Below are 26,422 nucleotides of genomic sequence, written 5' to 3' on the forward strand. Positions count from 1 at the left end.
GGGCGCTGAGGCGCCCGGCGAGACGGGCGTACGGGCCACAGCGGCCCCTGTTCAGCGCAGCAGTGGAAGGACTTCCTCGCCGAGGCGGCGCACGGTGGTCTCCGTGGCGGCGAGATCGCCGGAGCCCTCGGCGAGCAGGGCGAAGCGGGTGATGCCGGTACGTTCCGCGGTGGCCGCCAGCCGGTCGGCCGCCGTCCCGGGCGGGCCCACCGGGTGCAGTGAACAGAGCAGTTCGGTGTAGGCGACGGGGTCCCGCATCGTCCGCACGCGGTCGTCGACCGTCCGATGGGCGCCGAGCCCCAGCCTCAGCCAGCCCGGCATGGCCTTGAGCAGCGCCTCACGGGCGTCCCCGGCGTCGTCGGCTATCTGGACCACTCCGGCGGAGACGTGTCCCGCTGCGGCGACGGTATCGGGGCAGTGCCCGGCGGCCAGGGCGTGCCGCCGCCAGAGGGCGACCATCTCGGCCTTCTCCTCGTCGCCGCAGTGCATGCCGAGGAGCATCGGCAGTCCGCGCTCGGCGGCGACCCGCACCCCGCCGGGAGAGGTGCAGGCGACGACCACCTCGGGGTGCGCGTCGGGGGCGCCCGCGCCTTCCGCCGTACCGCCGCCCTTCGCTCCGGCACCAGTTCCGGCACCAGTTCCGGCTCCGGCAGCCGCCGCCGTACCCGCTGCCGCGCTGCCGTGCGCACCGGCGGCACCGCCCGCGGCGGACCGCAGTGGGCTGTCGAGCAGATCGGCGGGGCGCGGTACGACGGCGACCTCGCGGAAGCGGTACCGCTCGCCGGCCGCGCCCACCGAGGGCTCCCGCAGCCAGCGCAGCAGCAGGTCGAGGGATTCGGGGAAGCCGCTTTCGTACGCCGCGAGTCCGGAGCCGAAGACCTCCAGGTCGATCCAGGGCCCGCCGCGGCCCACTCCCAGCGAGAACCGCCCCCCGCTGGTGATGTGCAGCAGGGCCGCCTGCTCGCCGAGGGCCACCGGATGGACGTTCGGCAGCACGCTCACCGCCGTGCCGACCCGGATCCGGCGGGTCCGGCCCAGCAGCACCGCCGCCAGGGTGACCGCCGAGGGGCAGACCCCGTACGGCACGAAGTGGTGCTCCGCCAGCCAGACCCCGTCCAGCCCGGACTCCTCGGCCACCTCCGCCGTCCGCACCGCCCGGTGCAGTGCCTCCCCCCGTCCCTGGCCAGGGAACTGAGCGGCCAGGACGAACGTACCCACGCGCATGCCTTCTGCCTCCTCGCGGCCGATGGCCCGTCCCCCCTGACCGCACTAACGCCTGACACGTGCCAAAGGCACGGGCGGCGGCGAAAATCATGCGATTGTCCGGTAACTGGGCTCGGTGGCGGGTGGGCTGTCACTCTCCCGGGTGCGTCTACCCGGCTCCCCGGCCCGTAGGCTGGACTCGTAAGGAAACGCCCCGACTTGCCCCGTGAGGTGCCGCGTGTCTCCCCGCCGCAACCGCCCCAAGGGCGGCGACAAGTCCTCCGCCCCGGCCGGTGAGACCGGCGACCGGTACGGCGGATTCGGCCGTACCGAGTCCTGGCAGGGCGAGGACTGGTCGGTCCGGCACGTCGCCGGAGCCGCCGCCGACGGAAAGCGCTACCGCTGCCCCGGCTGCGACCAGGAGATCCCCTCCGGCGTACCGCATGTGGTGGCCTGGCCGGACCACGGCGGGGTGGACGACCGGCGGCACTGGCACAAGGCCTGCTGGAACGCGAAGGACCGCCGCACCAGCCGGGTGCAGCGGTCCCGTAACGCGCCCCGGCACTGACCGGGCGGCCGTGGCCGCGGGGCCGGGGTCTCCCTCCGGCCCGCGGCCACCGGGAGCTACACGTCGCGCGATTCCAGCGTGGCGTAGGCGCCCGCCAGGGCGGCGGCGGTGAGTCCGACGATGATCGCCAGCGGCTCCCAGCCCGTCGGTCCGCCGTCCATCATCGAGCCGTCGTAGAGGGCCCCGAGCTGGCTGGGGATGGAGTACTTGACCAGCCATTCGCTGAGTCCGCGGAGCGCATCGAAGGTGATCATGAAGATGGTCAGCACCAGCGGCAGCAGCACCACACCGAACATGACGGTGATCGCGCCCGCGGAGTGCCGGATCATCGAGCCGATACCCAGCGCCAGCAGCCCCAGGAAGGCGAGGTAGAGGCTGACGCCGAGGGTGGAGCGCAGCCACTGGCCGCCGTCCGGCTCGCCGCCGAGGATGCCCACCTGCACCACACCGAGCAGCAGGGTGGTCACCGCGGTCACGGCGAAGACGAGGACGAAGTAGACGATCGCCTTCGCGGTGAGTATCCGGGCCCGCGAGGGGCAGGCGGTCATGGTCGTACGGATCATCCCCGTGCTGTACTCCGAGGTGATCGTCAGCACCCCCAGGGTGATCACGCAGATACCACTGAGCACGGCACCGAAGAAGCCCAGCGACAGCACCTCGTCCTCGACGAAGGTCCCGTCGTCGGTGGCCCTCACGATGAGCGCGACGAGGGTGCCGATCCCGAAGAACACGGCGACCATCGTGCCGAGCGTCCACATCGTGGAGCGCAGCGAACGGATCTTGGTCCACTCGGAGGCGACGGCGTCCGCGAGCCGGGCCGGACGGACCGGGATCGGCGAGGTGTATCCGGCGGTGGGGGCGCCCGACGGCGGGTAGGGGCTGGTCATCGGGGGTCCTCGGACGTGGTCGGGGCAGGCTCTGACTTCGGCGACTTCGGCACCTGGGATGCCGTGACGGCGGCCGGGGGCGGCCCGGCATAGGGGTTCTCACCGGGCCGCGGCGGGGCGTACCAGCCGCCGCCCGCCGGGGCGTCGGGCATCCGGAGCTCCCCGTACGGCTGCTGCTCCATCAGCCCCGCCTTCTCGTCCTGTGTGGAGCGGAAGTCGACGGCGCTCTGCGTCATCCGCATATACGCCTCCTCCAGCGACGCCTGGTGCGGCGACAGCTCCCACAGCCGGACACCCGCGCCGTGCGCCAGGTCGCTGATCCTCGGCAGCGGCAGGCCCATCACCCGCAGCGCACCGTCCGGCTCGGGCATCACCTGCGCCCCCGCCTCGGCCAGCACCCCGGACAGCTTCTCGCGCTGCTCCGGCTCGTCCTCGGGGATCCGGACCCGGGCGAACCCCGCAGAGTTCGCCGCGATGAAGTCCCGTACCCCCATATCGGCCAGCAGCTGCCCCCGGCCGATCACGATCAGATGGTCGGCGGTCAGCGCCATCTCACTCATCAGATGCGAGGAGACGAAGATCGTCCGGCCCTCGGCGGCCAGCGCCTTCATCAGATTCCGGACCCAGTGGATGCCCTCCGGGTCGAGCCCGTTGACCGGCTCGTCGAAGAGCAGCACCTTGGGGTCGCCCAGCAGGGCCGCCGCGATGCCCAGCCGCTGGCCCATGCCCAGCGAGAAGCCCTTCGAGCGGCGCTTGGCCACGTCCTGGAGACCGACGACGCCCAGGACCTCGTCGACCCGGCGGGCCGGGATTCCGGAGAGCTGCGCCAGTGCCAGCAGATGGTTGCGGGCGGTGCGCCCGCCGTGGACCGCCTTGGCGTCCAGCAGCGCGCCGACCTCCCGGGCCGCGTTCGGCGCCTGCCGGAAGGGGCGGCCACCGACGGTGACCGTCCCGGACGTCGGATTGTCCAGGCCCAGGATCATGCGCATGGTGGTGGACTTCCCGGCACCGTTCGGGCCGAGGAAACCGGTCACCGCGCCGGGACGGACCTGGAAGCTGAGGTTGTACACCGCCGTCGTGGTTCCGTAGCGCTTGGTCAGGCCGACTGCCTCGATCATGCTCCCGCCCCATCGGCGTCAGATGCTCCGGGCCTCGGGCAACTACGCCGCCTGGCCCCCCGTAAGGCTTACGAGGATATCCGGAGGCCGGCGGTTCCCGTGAGAACGTGATTCCGAACCGGCCGTGACCCGGTGTGATCACCGCAGTTCAGGCGTCGCGCCTCTTGATGACCAGAAAGGCGCCGATCAGGGCCGCCACCACCCACAGCAGCATGATTCCCAGCCCTTCCCAGGGGCCGTACGGCGCCCGGTCACTGCCCATCGCGTCCGGCACCACCTGCATGATCTTGGATCCGGCCTGGTCGGGGAAGTAGCGGGCGACCTCCTTCGCCTTCGGGACCGCGGCCAGGATCTGCGAGACCAGAAAGAAGAACGGCATCAGAATGCCGAGCGACAGCATCGACGAGCGCAGCATCGTCGCCACACCCATCGAGAACAGCGCGATCAGGCCCATGTACAGCCCCGCGCCGACGACCGCGCGCAGCACGTTGTCCGCACCGATCGTGGTGCCGTGCCCACCCAGCAGCGCCTGGCCGAGGAAGAAGCTCGCGAAGCTGGTGATCCAGCCGACGAGCAGTGCCAGCGCCGTCGCCACCGCGATCTTGCTGAAGAGGAACGTGCCCCGCTGGGGCACCGCCGCCAGCGAGGTACGGATCATGCCGGAGCTGTACTCCGTGCCCACGACCAGCACCCCGAAGACCACCATCGCCAGCTGCCCCAGCACGATCCCGGAGAATCCGGCGAGCACCGGGTCGAAGGTCAGCCGCTGCTCGACGGGCAGATCGTCGAAGGTGGCGTTGTAGACCGCGCAGAGCGCGGCGCTGATCGCCACCGTGGCGACGAACGCCGCCAGCAGCGTCCAGACCGTCGACGACACCGTACGGATCTTGGTCCACTCCGACTGGAGGACCGCAGGGACCGAGGCCATCCGTCAGACTCCCTTGCTGCGGCCGTCGCCGCCGTCGCCGCCCTGCGTACCCCAGCCCCCGCCCCAGCCCGGCCCGGCCGGACCGCCGGCCGGCGGGGCACCGGAGGCCCCGGCCGCCGGAGTGCCGTGCGCGTGGTACTCCACGGAGCCCGCCGTCATCTGCATGAACGCCTCCTCCAGCGAGGCCTGCTGCCCGCTCAGCTCGTGCAGCACCACCCGGTGGGCGGCCGCCAGCTCGCCCAGCGCCTCCGTCGTCGCACCGTCGACCTCCAGCGCCCCGGCCGATTCCAGCGCGGTGAACCCGGCCCCGTGCAGGACGTCCCGGAGCCTCTCCTGCTCGGGGGAGCGCAGCCGTACATAGCTCCGTGAGTTCTGCCGGATGAAGTCCGTCATCGACGTGTCCGCCAGCAGCTTCCCCTGCCCGATCACGATCAGATGGTCGGCGGTCAGCGCCATCTCACTCATCAGATGCGAGGAGACGAAGATCGTCCGGCCCTCGGCGGCCAGCGCCTTCATCAGATTCCGGATCCAGTGGATGCCCTCGGGGTCGAGCCCGTTGACCGGCTCGTCGAACATCAGGATCTCGGGATCCCCCAGCAGCGCCGAAGCGATGCCGAGCCGCTGCCCCATCCCCAGCGAGAACCCCTTCGACTTCTTGTTCGCCACCGGCGACAGCCCGACGACGTCCAGCACCTCTGTGACCCTCGACGCCGGGATCCGGTTCGCCTGGGCCAGACAGAGGAGATTGTTGTACGCGCTCCGCCCGCCGTGCATCGCCTTGGCGTCCAGGAGTGCCCCGATGTACTTCAGCGGCTCCGACAGCTCGCGGTAGTGCCGCCCGTCGATCCGGACCGTTCCCGCCGTCGGCAGGTCCAGATCCAGCATCATCCGCATCGTGGTGGACTTGCCCGCGCCGTTCGGTCCCAGAAAGCCGGTGATCATGCCCGGCCGGACCCGGAACGACAAATGGTCGACGGCGACCTTCGGACCGAAGTGTTTGGTGAGATCCTCCAGCTCGATCATGCCGCCACGCTAAGCGCGCGCAAAGCCCCCCGCCACTTGAGCGACAGGGGGCTTGATGCCGGTCCGATCAGCCGTACGGAGGAACGGGTCCGCCGTCGGCCGAGGGGTCAGCGGGACTGCTGCGCCGGGACACCGCGCGAGATCGGCTCGTCGTCGACGGGCGCGCCCGCCGCGGCCACCGCGGCACCGGTCAGCGTCGCCAGCATCTCGCGGACGTTGGTGAGCTGCGCGTTGATGGAGTCGCGGCGGTTGGTGAGCGCCGCCAGCTCGCGCTCCGATTCGCTGCGGATCCGGTCGGCCTTGGCGTTGGCGTCGGCGACGATGTCCTCGGCCTGGCGCTGCGCCGTCTCCACGGTCTGCCGGGCCCGGCGCTCCGCGTCCGTCCGCAGCTTCTCCGCCTCCAGACGGAGCTGCTCCGCCCGGTGCTCGATCTCCGCGAGCCGCTTCTCCGCCTTCGCCTGACGCGACGCCAGGTCCCGCTCGGACTGCTCACGGCGCTTGGCGAGGTTCGTCTCGAAGTCCGCGGCGGCCTGGGCGGCCTTGGCGCGGGTCTCCTCGAAGAGCGCGTCCGCCTCCTCGCGCTTGGACTGGGCGTCCTTCTGCGCGTCGGTACGGAGCTGGGTGGCGTCGCCCTTCGCCTTCTCGACGATCCGGATGCCCTCCTCCTCCGCCTTCTCCTTGCGGTCGGCGGCGAACGACTCGGCGTCGTTGCGGACCTGCTGGGCGGCGGACTCGGCCAGCTCACGGTGCTGCTCGGCGGCGCGGCGCGCCTCCTCGCGCAGGTCCTTCGCCTCCTCCTCGGCGAGCCGGAGGATCTTCTCGACGCGCGCGCCGAGGCCGGCGTACGACGGCTCGGCGTCGCTGACCTGAGCCTGGGCGTTCTGCGTTTCGAGATGCAGCTCCTCGATGCGCTTTTCCAGAGAGGTGATCCGGGTCAGAGCACTATCACGGTCGGCGACGAGCTTGGTAATGCGGTCGTCCACCTGACCGCGGTCGTAACCACGCCGCACGAGCTCGAAGCCGAAGGGTGAGGATGTGTCGCTCATGGGGTTCCTGTCGAATGAGACCGGTGAGGTGATAGAGGGAATCCTAGGGGCCGAAGCGGTGTGTCATCGAGCGGATGCAGGTTTGATATAGAGAATGTGCAGTCTTTTGAGTGGCTAAGATCGTGAAGGCTTGCCACTCGAACGGGTAACACCCGCCGATGCGCCGGTCTTGACGGCCCCTCCGGAACCACCGCTCCGCGGATCGCCCGAACCGCCGCCCGGCTTCGGCACCTTGTCCCCGGCGGTCGGAGCCTCGAAGGTTTCCAGCGCCTCCAGGACGTTCTGCACCCGGGAGATCTCCGCCTGGATGTCCTCGCGCCGACGCTGGATCACATCCAGATCCCGCTTGCCGTCACCGACCAGCTTCCGCGCCTCCGACTCCGCTTCGGCCTTGACGGCCTCGCCCTCGCGGATCAGCGCCGCCTTCTTCTGCTCGGCCTCCTTGAGGAGACCCTCCGCCTTCTTCACGGCCGCGATCCGGACCCGGCTCGCCTCGGACGTCGCCTCCGAAAGCAGCTCCTCCGCCTTCTGCGCCGACTCGTTGCGCTGCTCGGTGGCCGCCTTCACCAGATGGTCCACGCGCTCGCCGGCCACCTTCATCTGCTCGGCCGTCTCCCGGCGGGCCCGCTCGTGCAGCTCCTCCACCTCGGACTCGGCCCGGACCCGCAGCTCCTCCGCCCGGTCCCTTATGGCCGTCGAGTCCCGGCGGGCACCCACCAGCAGCTCGTCCGCGTCCGCCCGGGCCCGCTCCACCAGCGAATTGCCCTCGACGGTGGCCTCGGTGACCAGCCGTTCGGCTTCCTTGCGGGCCGCGCCGACCATCGTGTCGGCCTGCTTCTCGGCCTCCAGGGCGGCGTGCAGCGCCTCCTCCTGGGCCTTGTTGACCAGCTGGTCGGCCTGCTCGGCCGCGTCCCGGCGGCGTTTGGCCGCCGCTTCGCGCGCCTCGTCGACCGTACGGTCCGCGGCCGCGCGGGCCTCGGACCGCATCCGCTCCGACGCCGCCTCCGCATTCGATTTGACCTGCTGCGCCTCGCCCCGGATCCGCTCGGCGGCCTGCTGCGCCGAGTTCACCGTCTCCGCGGCCTCGGCCCGCAGCCGCTCCGCGTCCCCGCGCGCCTCCGAAAGCAACTGGTCGGCCTGGGACGCCGCGTCCGCACGCCGCTTGTCGGCCGTACGGCGGGCGTCGTCGAGAACCTCCTGTGCCTCGGCGCGGATCCGGTCGCCCTCCGCCGCCGCCTCGCCGACCAGCCGGTCCGCCTGCGCCGCCGCCTCCGAGCGGATCCGGTTGGCGTCGTCACGGGCGTCCGCACGGGTCCTGGCCGCGTCCTGCTCGGCCGCCGCCACCGTGTCCGACGCCTCGGTACGCATCCGCTGCGCGTACTCCGCGGAATCCGTACGCACCTTGTCCGATTCGGCGATCGCCTCATTGACGGTCCGTTCGGCCAGCGCGTTCGCCGCCTCGGTCTCCGTCCGCGCACGCTCCCGCAACTGGGCCGCGTCCTCGGTGGCGCGCTCCAGCGCGGAGTGCGCGTCCGCCCGCAGCCGGTCGGACTCCTCCTGGGCCTCGGCCCGGGTCCGGCCCGCCGCGTGCTCGGCCGCCGACCGCAGCCCCGCGATCTCCTCCTCGGCCTGCTCGTGCAGCCCAGCGACGGAGTCCCGTACCTGCTTGGCGGTCTGCTCGGCCGCCGCCACCGCCTCCGTGGCCCGCCGGTCGGCGTCCTCCGTCAGCGCCTGCGCCTCGGACTGCGCCTCCTCGACCCGCTTGCGGGCCGCCGCCAGCAGCTCTTCGCTCTGCTCCCGGGCCCGGTCCCGCTCCCGGTCCGCCTCGGCCCGCGCCGACTCCAGGGTCTCCTCGGCCGCCCGGCGGCGCCGTCCGGCCTCCTCCTGAGCGGCCGCCAGCGCCTCCTGGGCCTCGGCACCCACCCGGTCGGCGGCGGCTGCCGCCTCGGCCCGCAGCCGGTCCGAGGTCTCCTGCGCCTCGGTCTTCAGCCGCTCCGCCTCGGCCGCCGCGTCCCCGCGCAGCCGTACCGCGATGTTCTCCGCCTCGGCCCGGGACGCCGAGGCGTCCGCGGCGGCCTCGTTGCGCAGCCGGTCCGCCTCCGCCTCGGACTGCTCCCGGAGGTTCCGGATCCGCTCCGCGGTCTCCGTGCGCAGCCGGTCGGACTCCTCCACCGCCTCGCGCCGCAGCCGCTCGCCCTCGGTCCTGGCGTCCGCCAGCGCGGTCTCCGCGGCCCCGACCCGGGCCTCCGCCTCGGAGTGGAGCCGCGCCAGGGACTCGGCGGCCTCCTCCTGACGGGCCGCCATCGTCCGCTCGGCGTCTTCGCGCAGCTCGTCCGCGGCCTGCTCGGCCGCCGCGCGCGCCGCGTCCGCCTGCTCCTCGGTCTCCACCCGGAGGCGCTCCGCCTCGGTACGGGTGCGCTCCAGGGTCTCCTCGGCCTGCCGGCGCAGCGTCGTCGCCCGCTCGATGGCTTCGGTACGGACCCGGTCGCTCTCGGCACCCGCGCTCGTCCGCAGCTCGTCGGCGTCCGACCGGGCCTTCGTCAGCAGCTCCTCGGCGGTCGACGCCGCCTCTTCGATCTGCTGTACGGCCTCGCGGCGGGCCTCGCCCCGGATCCGCTCGCCCTCGGCGACGGCCTCCGAGCGGAGCTGCTCCGCCTCGCCGCGCAGCCGCCGGGCCTCCTCCTGGAGCTCGACCGTCCGGGCCCGGTACTCCTTGGTGTCGTCCTTGGCGGCGCCCTTGATGTGATCGGCCTGGTCGGCGGCCTCACCGCGCAGCCGGTCCGCCTCGGTCTCGGCCTCGCGGCGGATCCGCTCGGCCTCCTCGGTCGCCTTGCGGGTGGTCTCCCGGGCGTCCTCCGACGCCTTGGTGAGCACCTCGTCCGCGTCCCGGGCCGCCTTGGCGATGGCCGCCGCGGAATCCTCGGCGGCGATCGTCTTCGCCTTCTCCGAGGCCTCGGCCAGCTGCTTCTCGGCCTCCGAACGGGCATCGGCGAGGACCTGCTCGGCCTCCGCCTTGACCGTCTCCGCCTCGCCGGTCGCCTCCGCCACCAGCCGGGCGATCTCCGCCTTCGCGGTACGGGTGCGCTGCTCGTTCACCGATTCCGCGGTGGTCTGCTGCCGGGCCGCCGCCTCCGTGGCCTGGGTGACCAGCCGCTCCGCCTCGGCCCGCGCCTCGCGGAGCCGCTCCTCGGCCTCCTGGAGCTTCTGCTCGGACGCCCGGGTCAGCTCCGCCGACTGCTGGCGGGCCTGCTCCGATTCGGCGGTGGCCCCGGAGCGCAGCCGCTCGGCGTGGCCGGTGGCCTCCTGCGCCTGGGTGGAGGCCGCGTTCAGCATCCGCTCGGCGTCCCGGCGGGCCCGGTGCAGCAGGGCCTCCGCCTCGCCGCGGGCCGACTCCGCCTCCGCGCCGACCCGGGAGCGGGTCTCTTCGGTGAGCCGTTTCGCCTCGGCCCTGGCCTGTCCGACGGCCTGCTCGGCCTCCGCGCGCGATTCGTCGAGGAGCCGGCGCGCCTGGGACTCCGTACGGGCCCGGAGCTGCTCGGCCCAGGCGACGTTCTCGTTGACGTGCGCCTCGACGGTCTGCCGGCGCTCGGCCAGCTCCTGGTCCAGCCGCTGGCGCCGCTGATTGGCCTCGGTGTGCAGCTCGGCCTGGAGCCGGGCCTGCTGCTCCGCGTGCTCCTGGAGGAGCCGCTGCGCCTGGGCCCGGATGTCCCGCAGTTCGCGCTCGGCGTCGGACCGCAACTGGTCGGCCTGCGCCTGGGCGTTCCGCAGCATCTGCTCGGCCTGGTAGCCGAGGTCGCCGTTGTCGTAGGCCGGACGGGTCGCGAGGGCCCGGCGCGCCTCGTGGAGCTTGGCGCGCAACACCTCGACCTGGTAACCGAGGTCCTCGGCGTGCTGGACGGCCTTCTCCCGCTCGGTCTTCAGCCGCTCCATCTCGGCTTCGAACCGAGAGAGGAGGTCGTCGTCAGCTCGGTGGCTCTCCTGGCGTTCGTAGCCCCGCACTACGCGGTCCCATCCGTCCCCTGGTCGCAACTGATCCCGCACAAGCACCGCTCGCCCTGCGAACGGCCCCCCGGGGAATGGTGACAGAACAATATGAGAGGACGCGTGGCGGCCCCGACCCGGCCCCGGCCCGGAACCGCCCACTCTACCGGGCCGGGAATCCCGAAGGTCAGTGCTCCGATGCAGAGGTGACGAGTTCGGTCAGAACGCCGTGGCAGTCCTTGGGGTGCAGGAAGGTGATCCGGGAGTCCATCGAACCGCGCCGGGGCTCGTCGTAGAGGACCCGTACCCCCTTCTCCCGGATCGCCTCCGAGTCGCCGTCGACATCGGCGGTGCCGAAGGCGATGTGGTGCACCCCCGGACCGTTCTTGGCCAGCCACTTCCCGACCGGGGAGTCCTCCCGGATCGGCTGGAGCAGCTGGAGGTAGGAGGCGCCGCCGTCGGAGGTCTCGTTGATCTTCAGCATGGCCTCGCGTACCCCCTGCTCCTCGTTGACCTCGGAGTGGAAGACCTCGAAGCCGTACGTGGACCGGTAGAACTCGACGGTCGCGTCCAGGTCGATACAGGCGATCCCGATGTGGTCGATGCGCGTCAGCATGGGAACAGTGGAGCGTCCGGGCCCCGGTTACGCAAGGTGCCCGCTGTCACACCGGGCGCACAGTGACCCGGGGGCGTACCGATCAGTACATTGAAGTAAACCCTCGTTCACTCCTCAGCGTCCGAGCTGGAAGGGGATCGTCACTCATGTCGTCTCTCGCTTCAGGAACGGCCCGCAGTAACGGAAACACCACGGTGATCGTCGCGGGCGCACGGACGCCCATGGGGCGGCTCCTCGGCTCGCTGAAGTCCTTCTCCGGGGCCGATCTCGGCGGTTTCGCCATCAAGGCCGCGCTCGACCGGGCGGGCATCGGCCCCGACCAGGTCCAGTACGTGATCATGGGCCAGGTGCTGGGGGCGGGGGCCGGACAGATCCCGGCGCGCCAGGCCGCGGTCAAGGCGGGCATCCCGATGAACGTACCGGCGCTCACGGTCAACAAGGTCTGTCTCTCCGGCCTCGACGCCATCGCCCTCGCCGACCAGCTGATCCGCGCCGGTGAGTTCGACATCGTCGTCGCGGGCGGCCAGGAGTCCATGACCAACGCCCCCCATCTGCTGCCCAAGAGCCGTGAGGGCTTCAAGTACGGCGCGGTCGGGATGCTGGACTCCATGGCCCACGACGGCCTCACCGACGCCTTCGAGAACATCGCCATGGGCGAGTCCACCGAGAAGCACAACACCCGGCTCGGCATCGGCCGCGCCGAACAGGACGCCTTCGCCGCCGCCTCCCACCAGCGGGCGGCCGCCGCGCAGAAGAACGGCCTCTTCGACGCGGAGATCACCCCGGTCGAGATCCCGCAGCGCAAGGGCGACCCGGTCGTCTTCGCCGCGGACGAGGGCATCAGGGGCGACACCACGGCGGAGAACCTGGCCCGGCTGCGGCCCGCGTTCGCCGCCGACGGCACCATCACCGCGGGCACGTCGTCGCAGATCTCCGACGGTGCCGCGGCCGTCGTCGTCATGAGCCGCGCCAAGGCCGAGGAGCTGGGCCTGGAGTGGCTCGCGGAGATCGGCGCGCACGGCAATGTCGCAGGACCCGACAACTCGCTGCAGTCCCAGCCGTCGAACGCGATCGCCCACGCGGTCGCCAAGGAGGGCATCTCCGTCGCCGACCTCGACCTCATCGAGATCAACGAGGCCTTCGCGGCGGTCGCCGTGCAGTCGATGAAGGACCTCGGCGTGTCCCCGGAAAGGGTGAACGTCAACGGCGGCGCGATCGCACTGGGCCACCCCATCGGCATGTCCGGCGCCCGGATCGCGCTCCACCTCGCGCTGGAGCTGCGCCGGCGCGGCGGCGGTACGGGCGCGGCCGCGCTGTGCGGCGGCGGCGGACAGGGCGACGCGCTGATTCTGCATGTACCGGGGAACGGCCCGGGGAAGTAGCCCCGGGTTACGCCCCCGGGCCATGCCCGGGGGCGTAACCGCCCGGGCCGTCCGGACCGGGCCGCGGCGGTGCAACAGGCGGAAGCGGCACGGGCCGCGTGTGCGGTGAGGAGCAGAGGCATGGTGGACGTCCCCGAACTGGTCGCCCGGGCACGGGAGGGGCAGCCGCGCGCCGTCGCGCGGCTGATCTCCCTGGTGGAGGGGGCGTCGCCGCAGCTGCGGGAGGTGATGGCGGCCCTGGCGCCGCTCACCGGCCGGGCGTATGTGGTCGGACTGACCGGCTCGCCCGGTGTCGGCAAGTCGACCACGACGTCCGCCCTGGTCGGCGCGTACCGCCGGGCGGGAAAACGGGTCGGGGTGCTGGCCGTCGACCCCTCGTCGCCGTTCTCCGGCGGTGCGCTCCTCGGGGACCGGGTACGGATGTCGGACCATGCCTCCGACCCCGGGGTCTACATCCGCTCCATGGCCACCCGCGGCCATCTCGGCGGCCTCGCCTGGGCCGCGCCGCAGGCGGTACGCGTCCTCGACGCGGCGGGCTGCGACGTGATCCTGGTCGAGACGGTCGGCGTCGGCCAGTCCGAGGTCGAGATCGCCGCCCAGGCCGATACCTCGGTGGTCCTGCTGGCGCCGGGGATGGGCGACGGCATCCAGGCCGCGAAGGCGGGAATCCTGGAGATCGGCGATGTGTACGTGGTCAACAAGGCCGACCGCGACGGTGCCGACGCGACCGCGCGCGAACTGAACCATATGCTCGGCCTCGGTGAGGCCAGAGCCCCCGGCGACTGGCGCCCGCCGATCGTGAAGACCGTGGCCGCCCGGGGCGAGGGCATCGACGAGGTCGTCGAGGCGCTGGAGAAGCACCGGGCCTGGACGGAGGAGCACGGCGTCCTCGCGGAACGCCGGCTGCGGAGGGCGGCGGGAGAGGTGGAGACCATTGCCCTCACCGCCCTCCGCGAACGCATCGCCGACGTCCACGGCGACCGCCTGGTGGGCACTCTGGCGGCGCGGGTGGTGGCGGGTGAGCTGGACGTCTACGCGGCGGCGGACGAACTCCGCGCGAGCCTGACGGAGGGTGAGTAGGGGCGCCCCCGGGGTGAAGGATCCCCCGGGGGCGGTCTGCGGTCACTGCTCAGGACCCGTCTGCCCCAAGACCCGGCGAGTGAGCCGAAGGGGCGCGGCGAGTTCTGGAGGGAGAACGCGCGGAGGCCGCGAGGAACGAGTGGCCGAGCACGATCGACTGAAGAACTCGGCTTAGACGCCATTTCAGTTGGCGTGATCTTGCGGCAGTCTGGGGTGATGGCTGCTGCGCTTGTCGAACGGTTGGCGCCTGAGGACTTGTGGGAGTTGTTCCAGCGGGTGGTGCCGCCGGCCCCGCAACGTCCGCAGGGTGGTGGGCATCGTCGTCGGGGGGATCGTGAGGTGCTGGCCGCGATCATCTTCGTGGCCACCTCGGGCTGTACCTGGAACCAGCTCCCGCCGGGCTTCGGGCTGTCAGGGGTGACGGCCTTCCGCCGGTTCGCCGAGTGGACCGAGGCCAGGGTGTGGGCCAAGCTCCACCGCCTGGTCCTGGACGAACTCGGCTCCCGAGGCGACCTGGACTGGTCGCGGTGCGCGATCGACTCCGTCAGCGTCCGGGCTCTCAAAGGGGGCGGCTGACAGGACCGAATCCGACCGACCGTGGCAAGAACGGATCGAAAATCCACCTCATCGTCGACCGCCGGGGCCTGCCCCTTTCGGTCGGCATCTCGGCCGCCAACCTCCACGACAGCCAGGCCCTCATCCCGCTGGTCTGCGGCATCCCGCCCATCCGCTCACGTCGCGGCCCGCGACGTCGCCGACCCGGCAAGCTGCATGGCGACAAGGGATACGACTACCGCCACCTGCGGCGATGGCTCGCCTCCCGAGGCATCCGGCACCGTCTTGCCCGTAAGGGCGTCGAGTCATCCCGGCGCCTGGGCCGTCATCGCTGGGTCGTGGAGCGGACCGTGTCGTGGCTGTCCGGATGCCGACGCCTCCACCGCCGCTATGAGCGCAAGCCGGAACACTTCCTCGCCTTCACTGCCATCGCCGCGACCCTCATATGTCATCGCAGACTCACCAAGTGAAATGGCGTCTTAAGCGCCCCGGAGGCGAACCGAGCCCTAAGAAACAGCCTTGCCCGTGGTGGCGTCGACGTCGATGTCGTACCACTTGCCGTCGTTGCCCTTGATGTCGATCTCCCAGCGGGCGTCGTCGAACTCGACGTCCGTGACGGTGCCCGGGTGCAGCTTCAGGGCCGCGGCCTGCGCCTCGGCGGACGTGGTCTTCGCGGCGGCGGCGGCCGCGGCGTCGTCCCGGTCGTCCTGCTTGTCCGTGTCGTCGCGGTCGTCCCGGGCCTCGTCCTGCTCGTCCCGGTCGTCGCGGTCTTCACCGGCGTCGTCGCGGTCGTCGCGGTCGTCGCCGGTCTCCACTCGCACGGATCCGTTCTGCGCATCCACCCGGACCTCGCGCTCCGTGCCCTCGGAGGTGCGGATGTCGATCTCCCAGTCGCCCTTGCCGTCGTCGTCGCGGTCGGCGGACTCCACCGTGCCCGGCACCTTCGCCAGCGCGGCGTCGGTCGCCTCGGTCAGGGTGACCTTCGCGGCGGGCGGGGTGCGGTCGTCGTCGGAACCGGTTGCGGCGAACGCGGTCAGGGTGCCGCCGGCCATCAGGGCGGCGACGGCGGTGGCGATGACGATCTTGCGCTTCATGAGTGGGGATTCCCGTCGTTGGGTCGTTAACCGGACGACCACCAATCTGGCCGGGTGACCCTGAACGCCGCCTGAAGCCACCTGAAGGCTTCTTCAGGTCGGGTTTGCGACCCTGAGGGCATGCGTCTGCTGATCGTTGAGGACGAGAAGCGCCTCGCGCTCTCCCTCGCCAAGGGACTGACCGCCGAGGGCTATGCCGTGGACGTGGTCCACGACGGTCTCGAAGGGCTCCACCGTGCCGCCGAGGGCGACTACGACCTGCTGCTCCTCGACATCATGCTGCCCGGGATGAACGGCTACCGGATCTGCGCCGCCCTGCGCGCCGCCGGGAACGACGTACCGATCCTGATGCTGACCGCGAAGGACGGCGAGTACGACGAGGCCGAGGGCCTCGACACCGGCGCCGACGACTATCTGACCAAGCCGTTCTCGTACGTCGTGCTGATCGCCCGGATCAAGGCGCTGCTGCGCCGCCGTGGCCGCGGCGCCGGGGCGTCCCCCACCCTCACCGTCGGCGATCTGCGGGTGGAGACCGCGGCCCGCCGGGTCTTCCGCGCGGAGCGGGAGATCACCCTCACGGCGAAGGAGTTCGCCGTCCTGGAGCAGCTCGCGGTCCGCGCCGGGGAGGTCGTCAGCAAGGCGCAGATTCTGGAGCACGTCTGGGACTTCGCCTACGACGGCGACCCCAACATCATCGAGGTCTACATCAGCGCGCTCCGCCGGAAACTGGGCGCCGAGTGCATCCAGACCGTGCGCGGCGCGGGCTACCGTCTGGTGGCCGGGCGATGAGATCCGTACGGGCCAAGGCCGCGCTGGGAGCCACCGCTGTCGTCGCCGTCGCCCTGGTGGTCGCCGGATTCTCGGTGCTGCTGGTGCTGCGGGCGTACCTGACCGACCAGGCCGAACTCCAGGCCGAGGTCACCGCCCGCGAGGTCGCCTCGCAGATCGCCCGGGAGGCGGGGGACGGGCCGATCTCGGTCACCTCCCCGGAGGACCGCCCGGTCCAGGTCGTCGACGAGGACGGGAAGACCGTCGCCGTCAGCAAGGACCTGGAGAAGATCTCCGGTACCGGCAGTACGGGGGTGAAGCCCGAGCCGCTGCCCACCGGCGAGGACGAGCCGGACCGGGACCAGGAGGACGACGATCCCGAGCGCGGCCAGGTGTCGGGGAAGGAGCCGCGGTTCAGCCGGGGCGAGGCGACCGTCGACGGCGAGAGCGCCGAGTACCGTTTCGCGGCCGTGGAGGCGACCACCGGCGGCGGTCTGACCGTGACCGTCTACGCGGGCGCCCCGCTCGCCGTGGAGCAGCACGCGGTGGAGTCGGTACGGGAGGCGATGCTCGCCGGGCTGCCGGTGCTGCTGGTGGTGGTCGGCGGGGTGACCTGGCTGGTGACCCGGCGGGCGCTGAAGCCGGTCGAGGACATCCGGGCCGAGATGGCCGAGATCACCGCGTCCGAGGATCTGTCCCGGCGGGTGCCGGAGCCCGGCACCCGGGACGAGGTGGCCCGGCTGGCCCGGACCACCAACGAGACCCTCGCGGCGCTGGAGGCGTCCGTGGAGCGGCAGCGCCGGTTCGTCGCGGACGCCTCGCACGAGCTGCGCAGCCCGATCGCCTCCCTGCGGACCCAGCTCGAAGTGGGCGAGGCCCATCCCGAGCTGCTGGACGTGCCGGGCGCGGTGGCCGACACCGTACGGCTGCAGCAGCTCGCGGCCGATCTGCTGCTGCTGGCCCGGCTGGACGCGGGGGAGCGGCCCGGCCGGGCGGTGGTGGATCTGTCTGCGCTGGTGCGCGAGCAGGTGTCGCAGCGGGGCGGTGCCGGGCGGGTGCCGGTCGTGGTGACCGCCGCGGACGGGGTGGAGGTGCTCGGCTCGGCGGGGCAGCTCGACCGGGTGCTGGGCAATCTGCTGGACAACGCGGAGCGGCATGCGGCGGGTGAGGTGACCGTGTCCGTCACGCGGGAGGGCGGGGCCGCGGTGCTCGCGGTCGGCGACGACGGATCCGGGGTGCCGGACGCCGAGCGGGAGCGGATCTTCGAGCGGTTCGTCCGGCTCGACGACGCCCGCTCCCGGGACGAGGGCGGCGCCGGGCTGGGGCTGGCCATCGCCCGGGACGTGGCGGAGCGCCACGGCGGGACGCTGACGGTGGGGGAGTCGCGGGCGGGCGGTGCGCTCTTCGTGCTGAGGCTGCCCGCGGAGTGATGCCGGTGCCGGTGCTCGTGCCGGCCGGGGACTCAGACTTTGCCGCGCCGGCCGCGCAGATGCTCGGCCACCGGGGTCAGGGATTCCCGCAGATCGGCCAGGGCCTCCGGGGCCATCAGGTCGATGAAGTGCCGGCGCACGGACGCCACGTGGTGCGGTGCGACCCGCCGCATCGTCTCCATGCCCGCGTCGGTGAGGACCGCGTACAGTCCGCGCCGGTCCGATTCGCAGTTCTCCCGGCGGACCAGTCCCGCGGTCTCCATCCGGGTGATCTGGTGGGAGAGCCGGCTCTTGGACTGCAGGGTCGCGGCGGCCAGGTCGCTCATCCGCAGCCGCAGGTCGGGCGATTCGGAGAGGTTGACCAGGATCTCGTAGTCGTTGTTCGTCAGCCCGAACGGCTGGAGGTCCTTCTCCAGCTGGTGCATCAGCAGCCGGCTGACGTCGAGGTGCGTGCGCCAGGTGAACTGTTCGTCCTCGGTGAGCCAGCGAGTGGCCGTCTCGGTCTCGGTCTCCATAGAAGGATTCTACCTAAAAAAGTTGAAAAGCGGACTATTTTTGGCGGGCGCGTTCACGAGACCCGCAGCGCACGCGCGATACGCCCCTCACGGGCCCCGGCATCCCGGCCGGTACCGCACCGCCACTGTGACCACCCGTGTGACTGCGCAGTGTACGCAGCGTGCAAGGGGCGCGGACGTCCCGCGGCGTACGCGCCCTGCCCGGCCGGGGGCCGCTCAGAGGCCGAAACGGCGCTGGAGATCACCCAGCTGACCGGGCAGCCGGGGCGCCGAGCCGTGCTGCCCCTGGCCCCCGCCGTGACCGCCCGGCACCCCCGCCTGCGCCGGAGGCGCCCCCGTCGCGGTCTCCGGCAGCAGCGTCTCCGTCGACTGGAGCAGCACCGTCCCGGCGCCAGCGAACTCGAACTGGTGCTCCTCGCCCGACGCCCCGCCGATCCCGGTGAGCGCCCGCAGCCCGCCCATCACCCCGGTCATATAGCCGTGGTCGTAGTGGTGGCAGGGCGAAGGGCAGTCGGCCCAGCCCACCAGCGCCTGGGGATCGACCCGCAGCGGCGGCTCCATGAAGACCACCGGACCGTTGGAGGCGGCCACGAACTTCCCCGTACCGATCAGGGTGAGGAAGCCCGGCACGATCGACTGCTTCAGCGCCAGGGACGGCTGGTACGCCAGCAGGTTCCCGGCCCGGATCGTCAGATTGCCGTCGTCCAGGTCGAAGGAGTTGACGTCGAAGGCCCGGTCGGCCAGCAGCATCTTGCCGCTGCCCTCCGCCACCACCCAGTCCGAGGCGTGCAGCGGCGAGTGGAAGGAGGTCCGCAGCAGCCGGTCGAGCCGCCCGTGGCCGATGCCGTTGAAGTCGATCCGTCCGTAATAGGCGATCATCTTCCCCTTCTGCAGGAACCACTGGCTCCCCTTGAGCTCCACGCAGAAGGTGTACGCATTGACGTTGTCGTCGCCGGGGAGGGTGGTGGGGTCGTGCACCACGGGACGGTCGCCGGAACCGGTCACAGCTTCTCCTCCGATGCCTGGACGAGCACCGCGCCCCGCCCGCTCAGCTCCAGCTGGAACGCCTCACCCGAACCGCGCCCCACCATGTCGCGCCAGCCCAGCGCGGTGGAGAGCTTGTTCTGTACGTCGCCGTGGTGGGCCACGTACGCCTGCGGGTCGACATGGACCGGGCGGCCCGGCACGATCGGCAGTTCGATCACCCCGCCGTGGGCCATCACCGCGACCGAGCCGTGGCCGCGGAGCGTGGTGGTGAACAGCCCCTGGCCGGTCACCTGGCCGCGGACCATGCCCATGACGCCGCCCTGGGCGCCGAGGAACACCGTGCCCTGCTCCAGGGTCCCGTCGAAGGCGAGCAGCCGGTCCGCCTCGACATAGAGGGTGTCGCCGGTCAGCTCCACCACCTGGATGTGGTGGCCGCCGTGCCCGAACATCACCGTCCCGCTGCCCTCGACCTTCATCAGCGGGGTGGCCTCGCCCGCCACCCGGCGGCCGATCATGCCGCCGATACCACCGCTGCCGCCGGTCGTACTCGGGGTGAAGCCGACCTCGCCGCGGTACGCGATCATGGCGCCGCGCTGGCTGTAGAGCCGCTGCCCCGGGGCGAGGGTCGCCTCGACCATCTTGGAGTTGATCTCCCGGAAGCCCACTAGACCTCGCCGCCGATCGTGTTCCGCTCACTGGGCTGCACATAGACCAGGCCGTCGCCCTCGAAGCGGATCTGGAAGGCCTCGCCTCCGCCCTCGCCGACGAGGGTGCGGAAGGTGACGCCCGACTGGAAGTTCTGGCGCAGATCGCCCTGGTGGGCGACGTAGGCGCCGGGGTCGACGGAGAGGGGGTACTGCGGGGTGACCCGGAGCACCACCGCCGTGCCGTCCGACATGATCGCGGCCCGGCCGGTGCCCTCGACCGTGGTGGTGAAGAGTCCGTTGCCGCTCGCCCCGCCGCGCAGCCCGGTGAAGCTCGTCCCGGTGCGCAGCCCGCCGTCCGCCGCGAGGAGGTTGCTCGACTCGACGTACAGCTTCTCGCCGTTCAGGGCGACCAGGCTGATCTCCGACGCCCGGTCGGCGAAGAAGCAGGTGCCCTCGCCCTTCACCTCCATCAGGGTCATCTGCTCGCCGGTGAGCCTGCGGGTCACCATGCCGCGGATGCCCTCACCGCCCCCGGACAGCTTCTTGAAGGCCATCCGGCCGTCGTACGCGACCATCGACCCGTTCTTCACTTTGACGGCGTCGCCGGCCAGATCGACCGCGAGCACTTTGCTCCCCTGGAGCCGGAAGGTTGCCACCAGGCGACGGTAACCGGCGCCGGCGGGCGGACAACAGGCCCCTGGGAACGATGCCCGCCGCACCGACCCCCGCACCGACCCCCACCCCGACCCCCACCCCGGACAAAGGCTCGGCAAAAGCGGCTGTCAGAATGGGGCCTGCGCTTGTGAGCGCGTTCACAAGATCGTCTCCCCGCAAAGGTGCACCCGCCGTGGACATCAAGACCGCCTCCGCCCTCCACCGCCTCCGGCTGATCTCGGCGCCCGAGGGCGCCTCCTTCGTCCTGCTGATCATCGCGTCGGTGCTCAAGCGCACGACGGACTTCAACGCGGTGCCCGCGCTCGGCATGATCCACGGCATTCTGTTCATCATCTACGTCCTGTTCTGGGCCGACGCCTGGAACCGGACCCGCTGGGAGTTCAAGACCGCGGCGCTCTACTTCGTGCTGGCCGTCGTCCCGCTCGGCGGTTTCGTCGCGGAGCGCAAGCTGAAGCGTTCGGCGGAGGACGCGGTGATCGCCTCCCGCGCCCGCCGCGAAGGCGTGGTCGACACCGTCTGAGACGGCCGGCCCGGGCCGTCCTCCGCGTTCGGTACGCGGAGGGCGGCCCTTCCGTGTTTCCGGGGACCGGCCCGTCCGGGACCGCCGTTCGAAGGGCGAGACGGGACGGACGCCGCCCTGACCAGTCGGTAGGGTCGGGGCCGTGTCCAAGCCGCTCAGCCTCTCCTTCGACCCCATCGCCCGCGCCGACGAGCTGTGGCGGCAGCGCTGGGGCCCGGTGCCGTCCATGGCGGCGATCACGTCGATCATGCGGGCGCACCAGATCCTGCTCGCCGAGGTCGACGCCGTGGTCAAGCCGTACGGACTGACCTTCGCCCGCTACGAGGCGCTGGTGCTGCTCACTTTCTCCAAGGCCGGGGAGCTGCCGATGTCCAAGATCGGCGAGCGGCTGATGGTCCACCCCACCTCCGTGACCAACACCGTGGACCGGCTGGTCAGATCGGGTCTGGTGGCCAAGCGTCCCAATCCGAACGACGGGCGCGGCACCCTCGCCTCCATCACCCCCAAGGGCCGGGACGTCGTCGAGGCGGCCACCCGGGACCTGATGGCGATGGACTTCGGGCTCGGCGCGTACGACGCCGAGGAGTGCGCCGAGATCTTCGCGATGCTGCGCCCGCTGCGGGTGGCGGCCGAAGATTTCGACGAGGAGTGACGAGGAGTGACGAGGGGGGCGCCCTTGCGGCGGAGGGGGCTGGACACCCCGCCCGCAGGGTGGTATCCGCGCCCGGATAGGCTCGGCGCCATGAAACAAACCGTGCTGACCCGCTACCGGGTGATGGCGTACATCACCGCCGTCTGGCTGCTGGTGTTCACCGGCGCCATCGTGCTGAAGTACGGCTTCAGCACCGGCGACACCATGGTGATCTCGCAGATCCACGGCATTCTCTTCATCGTGTACGTGATCTTCGCCTTCGATCTGGGCTCCAAGGCGAAGTGGGGCTTCGGCAAGCTGCTCTGGGTGCTGGTGGTCGGCTGCATTCCGGTGGCCTCCTTCTTCGTCGAGCCGAAGATCACCAGGGAGACCCGGGCGCTGATCGACGGCCCGGCCCCGCAGCCCGTCAAGGCGTAAGGCCTCCGCCGCTTCCGCCGGGGGCCGGATTCACCCGGACGCCGCACGTTTCATCCGTGCGGCGTCGGCTCATCGACTTTTACTAGGACGTCCTAGTAAATTGGAAGCATGGACGCTCACGCGATCGAGGAGGGCCGCCGGCGCTGGCAGGCCCGCTACGACAAGGCCCGCAAGCGCGACGCGGACTTCACCACGCTCTCCGGGGATCCGGTCGAGCCGGTCTACGGGCCCCGGCCCGGCGACGCCTACGAGGGATTCGAGCGGATCGGCTGGCCCGGCGAGTACCCCTTCACCCGGGGGCTCCACCCGACCGGCTATCGCGGCCGGACCTGGACCATCCGCCAGTTCGCGGGCTTCGGCAACGCCGAGCAGACCAATGAGCGCTACAAGATGATCCTGGCCGCGGGCGGCGGCGGGCTCTCCGTGGCGTTCGACATGCCCACCCTGATGGGCCGGGACTCCGACGATCCGCGCTCCCTCGGCGAGGTCGGCCACTGCGGGGTCGCGATCGACTCGGCCGCCGATATGGAAGTCCTCTTCCAGGACATCCCGCTCGGTGATGTGACGACGTCGATGACGATCAGCGGGCCCGCGGTCCCCGTCTTCTGCATGTACCTGGTCGCCGCGGAGCGTCAGGGCGTCGATCCCGCCGTACTGAACGGCACCCTCCAGACCGATATCTTCAAGGAGTACATCGCCCAGAAGGAGTGGCTCTTCCAGCCCGAGCCGCATCTGCGGCTGATCGGCGATCTGATGGAGCACTGCGCGGCCGGTATCCCCGCGTACAAGCCGCTCTCGGTCTCCGGCTACCACATCCGCGAGGCCGGGGCGACGGCCGCACAGGAGCTGGCGTACACCCTCGCCGACGGCTTCGGCTACGTCGAGCTGGGGCTCAGCCGCGGCCTCGACGTGGACACGTTCGCACCCGGGCTCTCCTTCTTCTTCGACGCCCACCTCGACTTCTTCGAGGAGATCGCCAAGTTCCGGGCGGCCCGGCGGATCTGGGCGCGCTGGCTGCGCGACGTCTACGGCGCCCGGAGCGACAAGGCGCAGTGGCTGCGCTTCCACACCCAGACCGCGGGTGTCTCGCTGACCGCGCAGCAGCCGTACAACAACGTCGTACGGACCGCGGTCGAGGCGCTGTCGGCGGTCCTCGGCGGCACCCAGTCCCTGCACACCAACGCCCTCGACGAGACCCTCGCCCTGCCCAGCGCGCAGGCGGCGGAGATCGCCCTGCGCACCCAGCAGGTGCTCATGGAGGAGACGGGGGTCGCCAATGTCGCCGATCCGCTCGGCGGCTCCTGGTACGTGGAGCAGCTCACCGACCGCATCGAGGCCGACGCGGAGAAGATCTTCGAGCAGATCAGGGAGCGGGGCCGCCGGGCCCACCCCGACGGACGGCATCCGATCGGGCCGATGACCTCGGGCATCCTGCGGGGCATCGAGGACGGCTGGTTCACCGGGGAGATCGCGGAATCCGCCTTCCGCTACCAGCGGGCGCTGGAGAAGGGCGAGAAGCGGGTCGTCGGCGTCAATGTGCACCACGGTTCGGTCACCGGCGATCTGGAGATCCTGCGGGTCGGCCACGAGGTGGAGCGGGACCAGGTACGGATCCTGGCCGACCGGAGGGCCGGACGGAACGACGCCCGGGTGCGGTCCGCGATCGGGGCGATGCTGACCGCGGCCCGCGACGGATCGAACATGATCGGCCCGATGCTGGACGCGGTACGGGCGGAGGCGACGCTCGGCGAGATCTGCGACGCCCTGCGGGACGAGTGGGGTACGTACACGGAGCCGCCGGGCTTCTGAGAGGCGGTACGACCCGGGCCCGGCCCCATGGCAGCTGCAGCCGCAGAGCCGTACGGTACGGCCGGTCCGGGCCCGCTCCGGGCGGCCGCGGGCGCCCCCGGTGGTCCGCGCACCGTGCATTTCGGGCCGTGCTTTTCACTTGCGCGGGCCGAGGGGGGAGGATGTACCCATGCAGCCTAGGAACATGTCCATGAGCGGTGTCGTCGACCTCGCCGCAGTGAAGGCGGCCGGTGAGGCCAAGGTCAAGGCGGAGCAGGCCCGTGCCGAGGCCGCACGCCAGGGCGGCGGCGCGGCCGTCGCCCCCTCCAGTCTGGTGATCGACGTCGACGAGGCGGGCTTCGAGCAGGAAGTCCTCCAGCGGTCGGCCGAGGTCCCGGTCGTCCTCGACTTCTGGGCCGAGTGGTGCCAGCCCTGCAAGCAGCTCGGCCCCCTCCTGGAGAAGCTGGCCCTGGAGTACAACGGCCGGTTCGTGCTCGCCAAGATCGACGTCGACGCCAACCAGCTGCTGATGCAGCAGTTCGGTATCCAGGGCATCCCGGCGGTCTTCGCCGTGGTCGCGGGCCAGGCGCTGCCGCTCTTCCAGGGCGCCGCCCCGGAGCAGCAGATCCGGGCCACCCTGGACCAGCTGATCGAGGTCGCCGAGCAGCGCTTCGGTCTGACCGGAATCGCCGTCGACGCGGACGCCGAAGACGCCCCCGCCGAGGAGCAGGCGGCGCCGCCCGGACCGTACGACGCCCTGCTGGCGGCGGCCGTCGACGCACTGGACGCGGGTGACTTCGCGGGCGCGGTGCGGGCCTACCAGAACGTCCTCTCGGACGACCCCGGCAATACGGAGGCCAAGCTCGGGCTCGCGCAGGCGGATCTGCTGGGCCGGGTGAAGGACCTGAACCCGCAGCGGGTGCGCGAGGAAGCCGCGGCCCGGCCCGAGGACGTCACCGCCCAGATCGCGGCGGCCGATCTGGACCTCGTCGGCGGCCATGTCGAGGACGCCTTCGGCCGGCTCGTCGAGACGGTCCGGCGGACCCGCGGCGAGGAGCGGGACGCGGCCCGGCTGCGGCTGCTGGAGCTGTTCGAAGTGGTCGGCGGGGACGACCCCCGGGTCACGGCGGCGCGCTCGGCGCTGGCGCGCGCCCTCTACTGACGTACCGTCATGGCCCGTTGCGGGCCGGGGTGAACGGCGGCGGTACGGGATCACGTACCGTCGCCGTTTTGGCAGCGCGGTGACAAAGGACCGCCGCACTTTACTAAAACTTGGCAAAGGCGACTGCTGTTACTCGCAGTAAACCGGCTGTGGCCCTCCGCCCGGTTTTCTCCTTCTTTCGCCCGGTCCGGCGCCCGGGGCCGCCCCACCCTGTGTCGCCGCACAGCACGCTGAGGTGTCGTTGTGGCCATCGGTTGGTTACTAGTCGGTAACGACCCCCCTTGTGTCAAGGCGTGGAATGCACGACGATCGGCCACGCTCGGTCCACTACCGCACCGTGCCTCCGTGCCCGCGGTAGCTGGGTCCCCACCGGGCCGGCCGGCGGCGCGCCGGACGAGGACAGGGGGGTTCCCGTCGTACGCCGGGGCCTGTCCGACCCGAGGCCGCAACCGATCCGTCGGACGCGGCAGCGGTTGTCGCTCGGGGGTGATCGCCGGTGGTCCGGACGCGGTACGCGCCCGGCGGCGCGGGCGCTCTCCTTCCCGAGGACGTAGCACTTCTCCCATCTCCGGACGGGCGTTCGGCGCCGTGCCGGAGGTGGTACGTCCGAGAAGGAGGAACAGTCATGGAGTCTGTGGCTCGTGGCGGAACCAGATGGAAGCGGTTCGCCATAGTCATGGTGCCGAGTGTGGCCGCGACGGCCGCGATCGGTGTCGGCCTGGCACAGGGGGCGCTCGCGGCGTCCTTCGCGGTGTCGGGCCAGGAGTTCAAGGTCAGTGCCGCTTCCCTCGACGGTCAGGGGTTCGCTCAGTACGGCGGAGTCGTCGACGGGTATGTGGAGCTGGAGGGGGACCGGAAGGTCAAGCGTCCGGTGATGATCTCCACCTTCAAGTCCGCGACCATCGAGGACATGTGCCAGTCGGTGGTCCTGGACCTGCCGTTCCTGGGGGCGTTCACCCTCCGGCTGGACGCGGGAGGCCCCGGCTCGTCGGTCACGGCCCAGAACCTCTATCTGGACGTGTCCGAGCTCAGGGCCAAGGTCGCCCAGTTCGGCAATATCGACATCGGTATCGCGGCCCGGCACACGGACCAGGGCGAGCCGGGGGGCAAGGGTCCCGTCGTCAAGGACAACATCAGCCCCAACGGGTTCGCCCAGCAGGCCGATGAGGCGTATCTGACCGAGGTGGAGCAGAAGACGTGGTCCACCACGGCCGGCACCTTCACGCTCGGTGGTCTGAGCATGAAGCTGAAGAAGGGATCCGGCAACGGCAACGAGTGCTTCACGGGCTAGGACCTCGTCTTCCGGGTCGGCCGGACCGGCACGATCCGGAAGCGAGGGCCCGGTGTCCGGGCGGGTGGTGACACCGGTGCGGCTGTGAC

General features: G+C 71.5%; 25 protein-coding genes. 12 read left to right on the plus strand and 13 right to left on the minus strand.

The window, feature by feature from the left end; genetic code table 11:
• Positions 1–51: 51 nt before the first annotated feature.
• Positions 52–1,224: an LLM class flavin-dependent oxidoreductase gene (locus B7R87_RS33725; RefSeq protein WP_233168910.1), complete on the minus strand. Its 1,173-nt coding sequence runs from the start codon at positions 1,222–1,224 to the stop codon at positions 52–54.
• Positions 1,225–1,441: 217 nt separating this feature from the next.
• On the opposite strand from B7R87_RS33725, the gene B7R87_RS23405 reads away from it, so the two are divergent.
• Complete coding sequence (locus B7R87_RS23405; protein WP_006346574.1) at positions 1,442–1,771, plus strand: hypothetical protein; 330 nt, start codon at positions 1,442–1,444, stop codon at positions 1,769–1,771.
• Between the two features lie 56 nt (positions 1,772–1,827).
• Here the strand turns inward: B7R87_RS23405 and B7R87_RS23410 are convergent, their stop codons facing one another.
• The 7 genes from B7R87_RS23410 to mce all read right to left on the minus strand — a co-directional run bounded on the left by B7R87_RS23410 (position 1,828) and on the right by mce (position 11,370).
• Complete coding sequence (locus B7R87_RS23410) at positions 1,828–2,658, minus strand: ABC transporter permease subunit (RefSeq protein ID WP_006346573.1); 831 nt, start codon at positions 2,656–2,658, stop codon at positions 1,828–1,830.
• Complete coding sequence (locus B7R87_RS23415; protein ID WP_006346572.1) at positions 2,655–3,776, minus strand: ABC transporter ATP-binding protein; 1,122 nt, start codon at positions 3,774–3,776, stop codon at positions 2,655–2,657. The genes B7R87_RS23410 and B7R87_RS23415 overlap by 4 nt, the downstream gene beginning before the upstream one ends.
• Before the next feature lie 148 nt (positions 3,777–3,924).
• Positions 3,925–4,704 (minus strand): ABC transporter permease, encoded by a 780-nt coding sequence (locus B7R87_RS23420; protein ID WP_006346571.1) that lies wholly within the window; start codon positions 4,702–4,704, stop codon positions 3,925–3,927.
• Positions 4,705–4,707: 3 nt separating this feature from the next.
• Positions 4,708–5,727 carry an ABC transporter ATP-binding protein gene (locus tag B7R87_RS23425; RefSeq protein ID WP_130584818.1) on the minus strand — a complete coding sequence of 340 codons (1,020 nt, stop codon included), beginning with the start codon at positions 5,725–5,727 and terminating at the stop codon, positions 4,708–4,710.
• Positions 5,728–5,834: 107 nt separating this feature from the next.
• Positions 5,835–6,773, minus strand: a complete 939-nt coding sequence (locus B7R87_RS23430; protein WP_006346569.1) for a coiled-coil domain-containing protein — start codon at positions 6,771–6,773, stop codon at positions 5,835–5,837.
• A gap of 114 nt (positions 6,774–6,887) precedes the next feature.
• Positions 6,888–10,772 carry a polarized growth protein Scy gene (scy, locus tag B7R87_RS23435; RefSeq protein ID WP_130584817.1) on the minus strand — a complete coding sequence of 1,295 codons (3,885 nt, stop codon included), beginning with the start codon at positions 10,770–10,772 and terminating at the stop codon, positions 6,888–6,890.
• Positions 10,773–10,941: 169 nt separating this feature from the next.
• Entirely contained in the window at positions 10,942–11,370 is a 429-nt protein-coding gene (mce, locus tag B7R87_RS23440; protein ID WP_006346566.1) for a methylmalonyl-CoA epimerase, read from the minus strand.
• A 194-nt stretch (positions 11,371–11,564) separates the two neighbouring features.
• Here mce and B7R87_RS23445 point away from each other — a divergent pair, with 194 nt between their 5' ends.
• The 3 genes from B7R87_RS23445 to B7R87_RS23455 all read left to right on the plus strand — a co-directional run bounded on the left by B7R87_RS23445 (position 11,565) and on the right by B7R87_RS23455 (position 14,857).
• The gene (locus B7R87_RS23445) at positions 11,565–12,752 is read left to right on the plus strand and encodes an acetyl-CoA C-acetyltransferase (RefSeq protein ID WP_006346565.1); all 1,188 of its coding nucleotides are present in this window, start codon (positions 11,565–11,567) and stop codon (positions 12,750–12,752) included.
• 120 nt (positions 12,753–12,872) lie between these two features.
• Positions 12,873–13,832: a methylmalonyl Co-A mutase-associated GTPase MeaB gene (gene meaB / locus B7R87_RS23450; protein WP_006346564.1), complete on the plus strand. Its 960-nt coding sequence runs from the start codon at positions 12,873–12,875 to the stop codon at positions 13,830–13,832.
• Between the two features lie 216 nt (positions 13,833–14,048).
• A protein-coding gene (locus B7R87_RS23455; RefSeq protein WP_198965074.1) for an IS5 family transposase occupies positions 14,049–14,857 on the plus strand; the annotation gives its coding sequence in 2 pieces (ribosomal slippage) (positions 14,049–14,396 and positions 14,399–14,857; 807 coding nt in all).
• Positions 14,858–14,893: 36 nt separating this feature from the next.
• Here the strand turns inward: B7R87_RS23455 and B7R87_RS23460 are convergent.
• Entirely contained in the window at positions 14,894–15,481 is a 588-nt protein-coding gene (locus B7R87_RS23460; protein WP_006346563.1) for a PepSY domain-containing protein, read from the minus strand.
• 120 nt (positions 15,482–15,601) lie between these two features.
• On the opposite strand from B7R87_RS23460, the gene B7R87_RS23465 reads away from it, so the two are divergent.
• Together B7R87_RS23465 and B7R87_RS23470 are read left to right on the plus strand one after the other, a co-directional pair.
• Positions 15,602–16,270, plus strand: coding sequence for a response regulator transcription factor (locus tag B7R87_RS23465; RefSeq protein WP_006346562.1), 669 nt, complete (start codon positions 15,602–15,604; stop codon positions 16,268–16,270).
• Entirely contained in the window at positions 16,267–17,679 is a 1,413-nt protein-coding gene (locus B7R87_RS23470) for a sensor histidine kinase (protein ID WP_006346561.1), read from the plus strand. Before B7R87_RS23465 ends, B7R87_RS23470 begins: the two co-directional genes overlap by 4 nt.
• Positions 17,680–17,711: 32 nt before the next feature.
• On the opposite strand, the gene B7R87_RS23475 is transcribed toward B7R87_RS23470, so the two are convergent.
• From B7R87_RS23475 to B7R87_RS23490, 4 genes are all read right to left on the minus strand, one after another.
• On the minus strand, positions 17,712–18,194 hold the full coding sequence (locus B7R87_RS23475) for a MarR family winged helix-turn-helix transcriptional regulator (protein ID WP_006346560.1): 483 nt from the start codon (positions 18,192–18,194) through the stop codon (positions 17,712–17,714).
• A gap of 216 nt (positions 18,195–18,410) precedes the next feature.
• Positions 18,411–19,199: an AIM24 family protein gene (locus tag B7R87_RS23480; protein ID WP_006346559.1), complete on the minus strand. Its 789-nt coding sequence runs from the start codon at positions 19,197–19,199 to the stop codon at positions 18,411–18,413.
• Positions 19,196–19,846, minus strand: coding sequence for an AIM24 family protein (locus B7R87_RS23485; RefSeq protein WP_006346558.1), 651 nt, complete (start codon positions 19,844–19,846; stop codon positions 19,196–19,198). The genes B7R87_RS23480 and B7R87_RS23485 overlap by 4 nt, the downstream gene beginning before the upstream one ends.
• Entirely contained in the window at positions 19,846–20,484 is a 639-nt protein-coding gene (locus tag B7R87_RS23490) for an AIM24 family protein (RefSeq protein ID WP_078902129.1), read from the minus strand. Before B7R87_RS23490 ends, B7R87_RS23485 begins: the two co-directional genes overlap by 1 nt.
• Positions 20,485–20,675: 191 nt before the next feature.
• Between B7R87_RS23490 and B7R87_RS23495 the strand changes: the two genes are divergently transcribed.
• The 6 genes from B7R87_RS23495 to B7R87_RS23520 all read left to right on the plus strand — a co-directional run bounded on the left by B7R87_RS23495 (position 20,676) and on the right by B7R87_RS23520 (position 26,333).
• The gene (locus B7R87_RS23495) at positions 20,676–21,023 is read left to right on the plus strand and encodes a DUF3817 domain-containing protein (RefSeq protein ID WP_006346556.1); all 348 of its coding nucleotides are present in this window, start codon (positions 20,676–20,678) and stop codon (positions 21,021–21,023) included.
• A gap of 142 nt (positions 21,024–21,165) precedes the next feature.
• Positions 21,166–21,675: a MarR family winged helix-turn-helix transcriptional regulator gene (locus B7R87_RS23500; protein WP_006346555.1), complete on the plus strand. Its 510-nt coding sequence runs from the start codon at positions 21,166–21,168 to the stop codon at positions 21,673–21,675.
• 90 nt (positions 21,676–21,765) lie between these two features.
• Complete coding sequence (locus B7R87_RS23505) at positions 21,766–22,092, plus strand: DUF3817 domain-containing protein (RefSeq protein WP_040914177.1); 327 nt, start codon at positions 21,766–21,768, stop codon at positions 22,090–22,092.
• A gap of 108 nt (positions 22,093–22,200) precedes the next feature.
• A complete protein-coding gene (locus B7R87_RS23510) occupies positions 22,201–23,901 on the plus strand; it encodes an acyl-CoA mutase large subunit family protein (RefSeq protein ID WP_006346553.1) in 1,701 nt (566 codons plus the stop codon).
• Positions 23,902–24,070: 169 nt separating this feature from the next.
• Positions 24,071–25,042 (plus strand): tetratricopeptide repeat protein, encoded by a 972-nt coding sequence (locus tag B7R87_RS23515; protein WP_040914176.1) that lies wholly within the window; start codon positions 24,071–24,073, stop codon positions 25,040–25,042.
• 625 nt (positions 25,043–25,667) lie between these two features.
• Complete coding sequence (locus tag B7R87_RS23520; protein ID WP_040914174.1) at positions 25,668–26,333, plus strand: DUF6230 family protein; 666 nt, start codon at positions 25,668–25,670, stop codon at positions 26,331–26,333.
• The last annotated feature ends 89 nt before the right edge of the window (positions 26,334–26,422 follow it).

Origin of the sequence: Streptomyces tsukubensis (assembly GCF_003932715.1) — a bacterium.
Lineage (GTDB): Bacteria > Actinomycetota > Actinomycetes > Streptomycetales > Streptomycetaceae > Streptomyces > Streptomyces tsukubensis.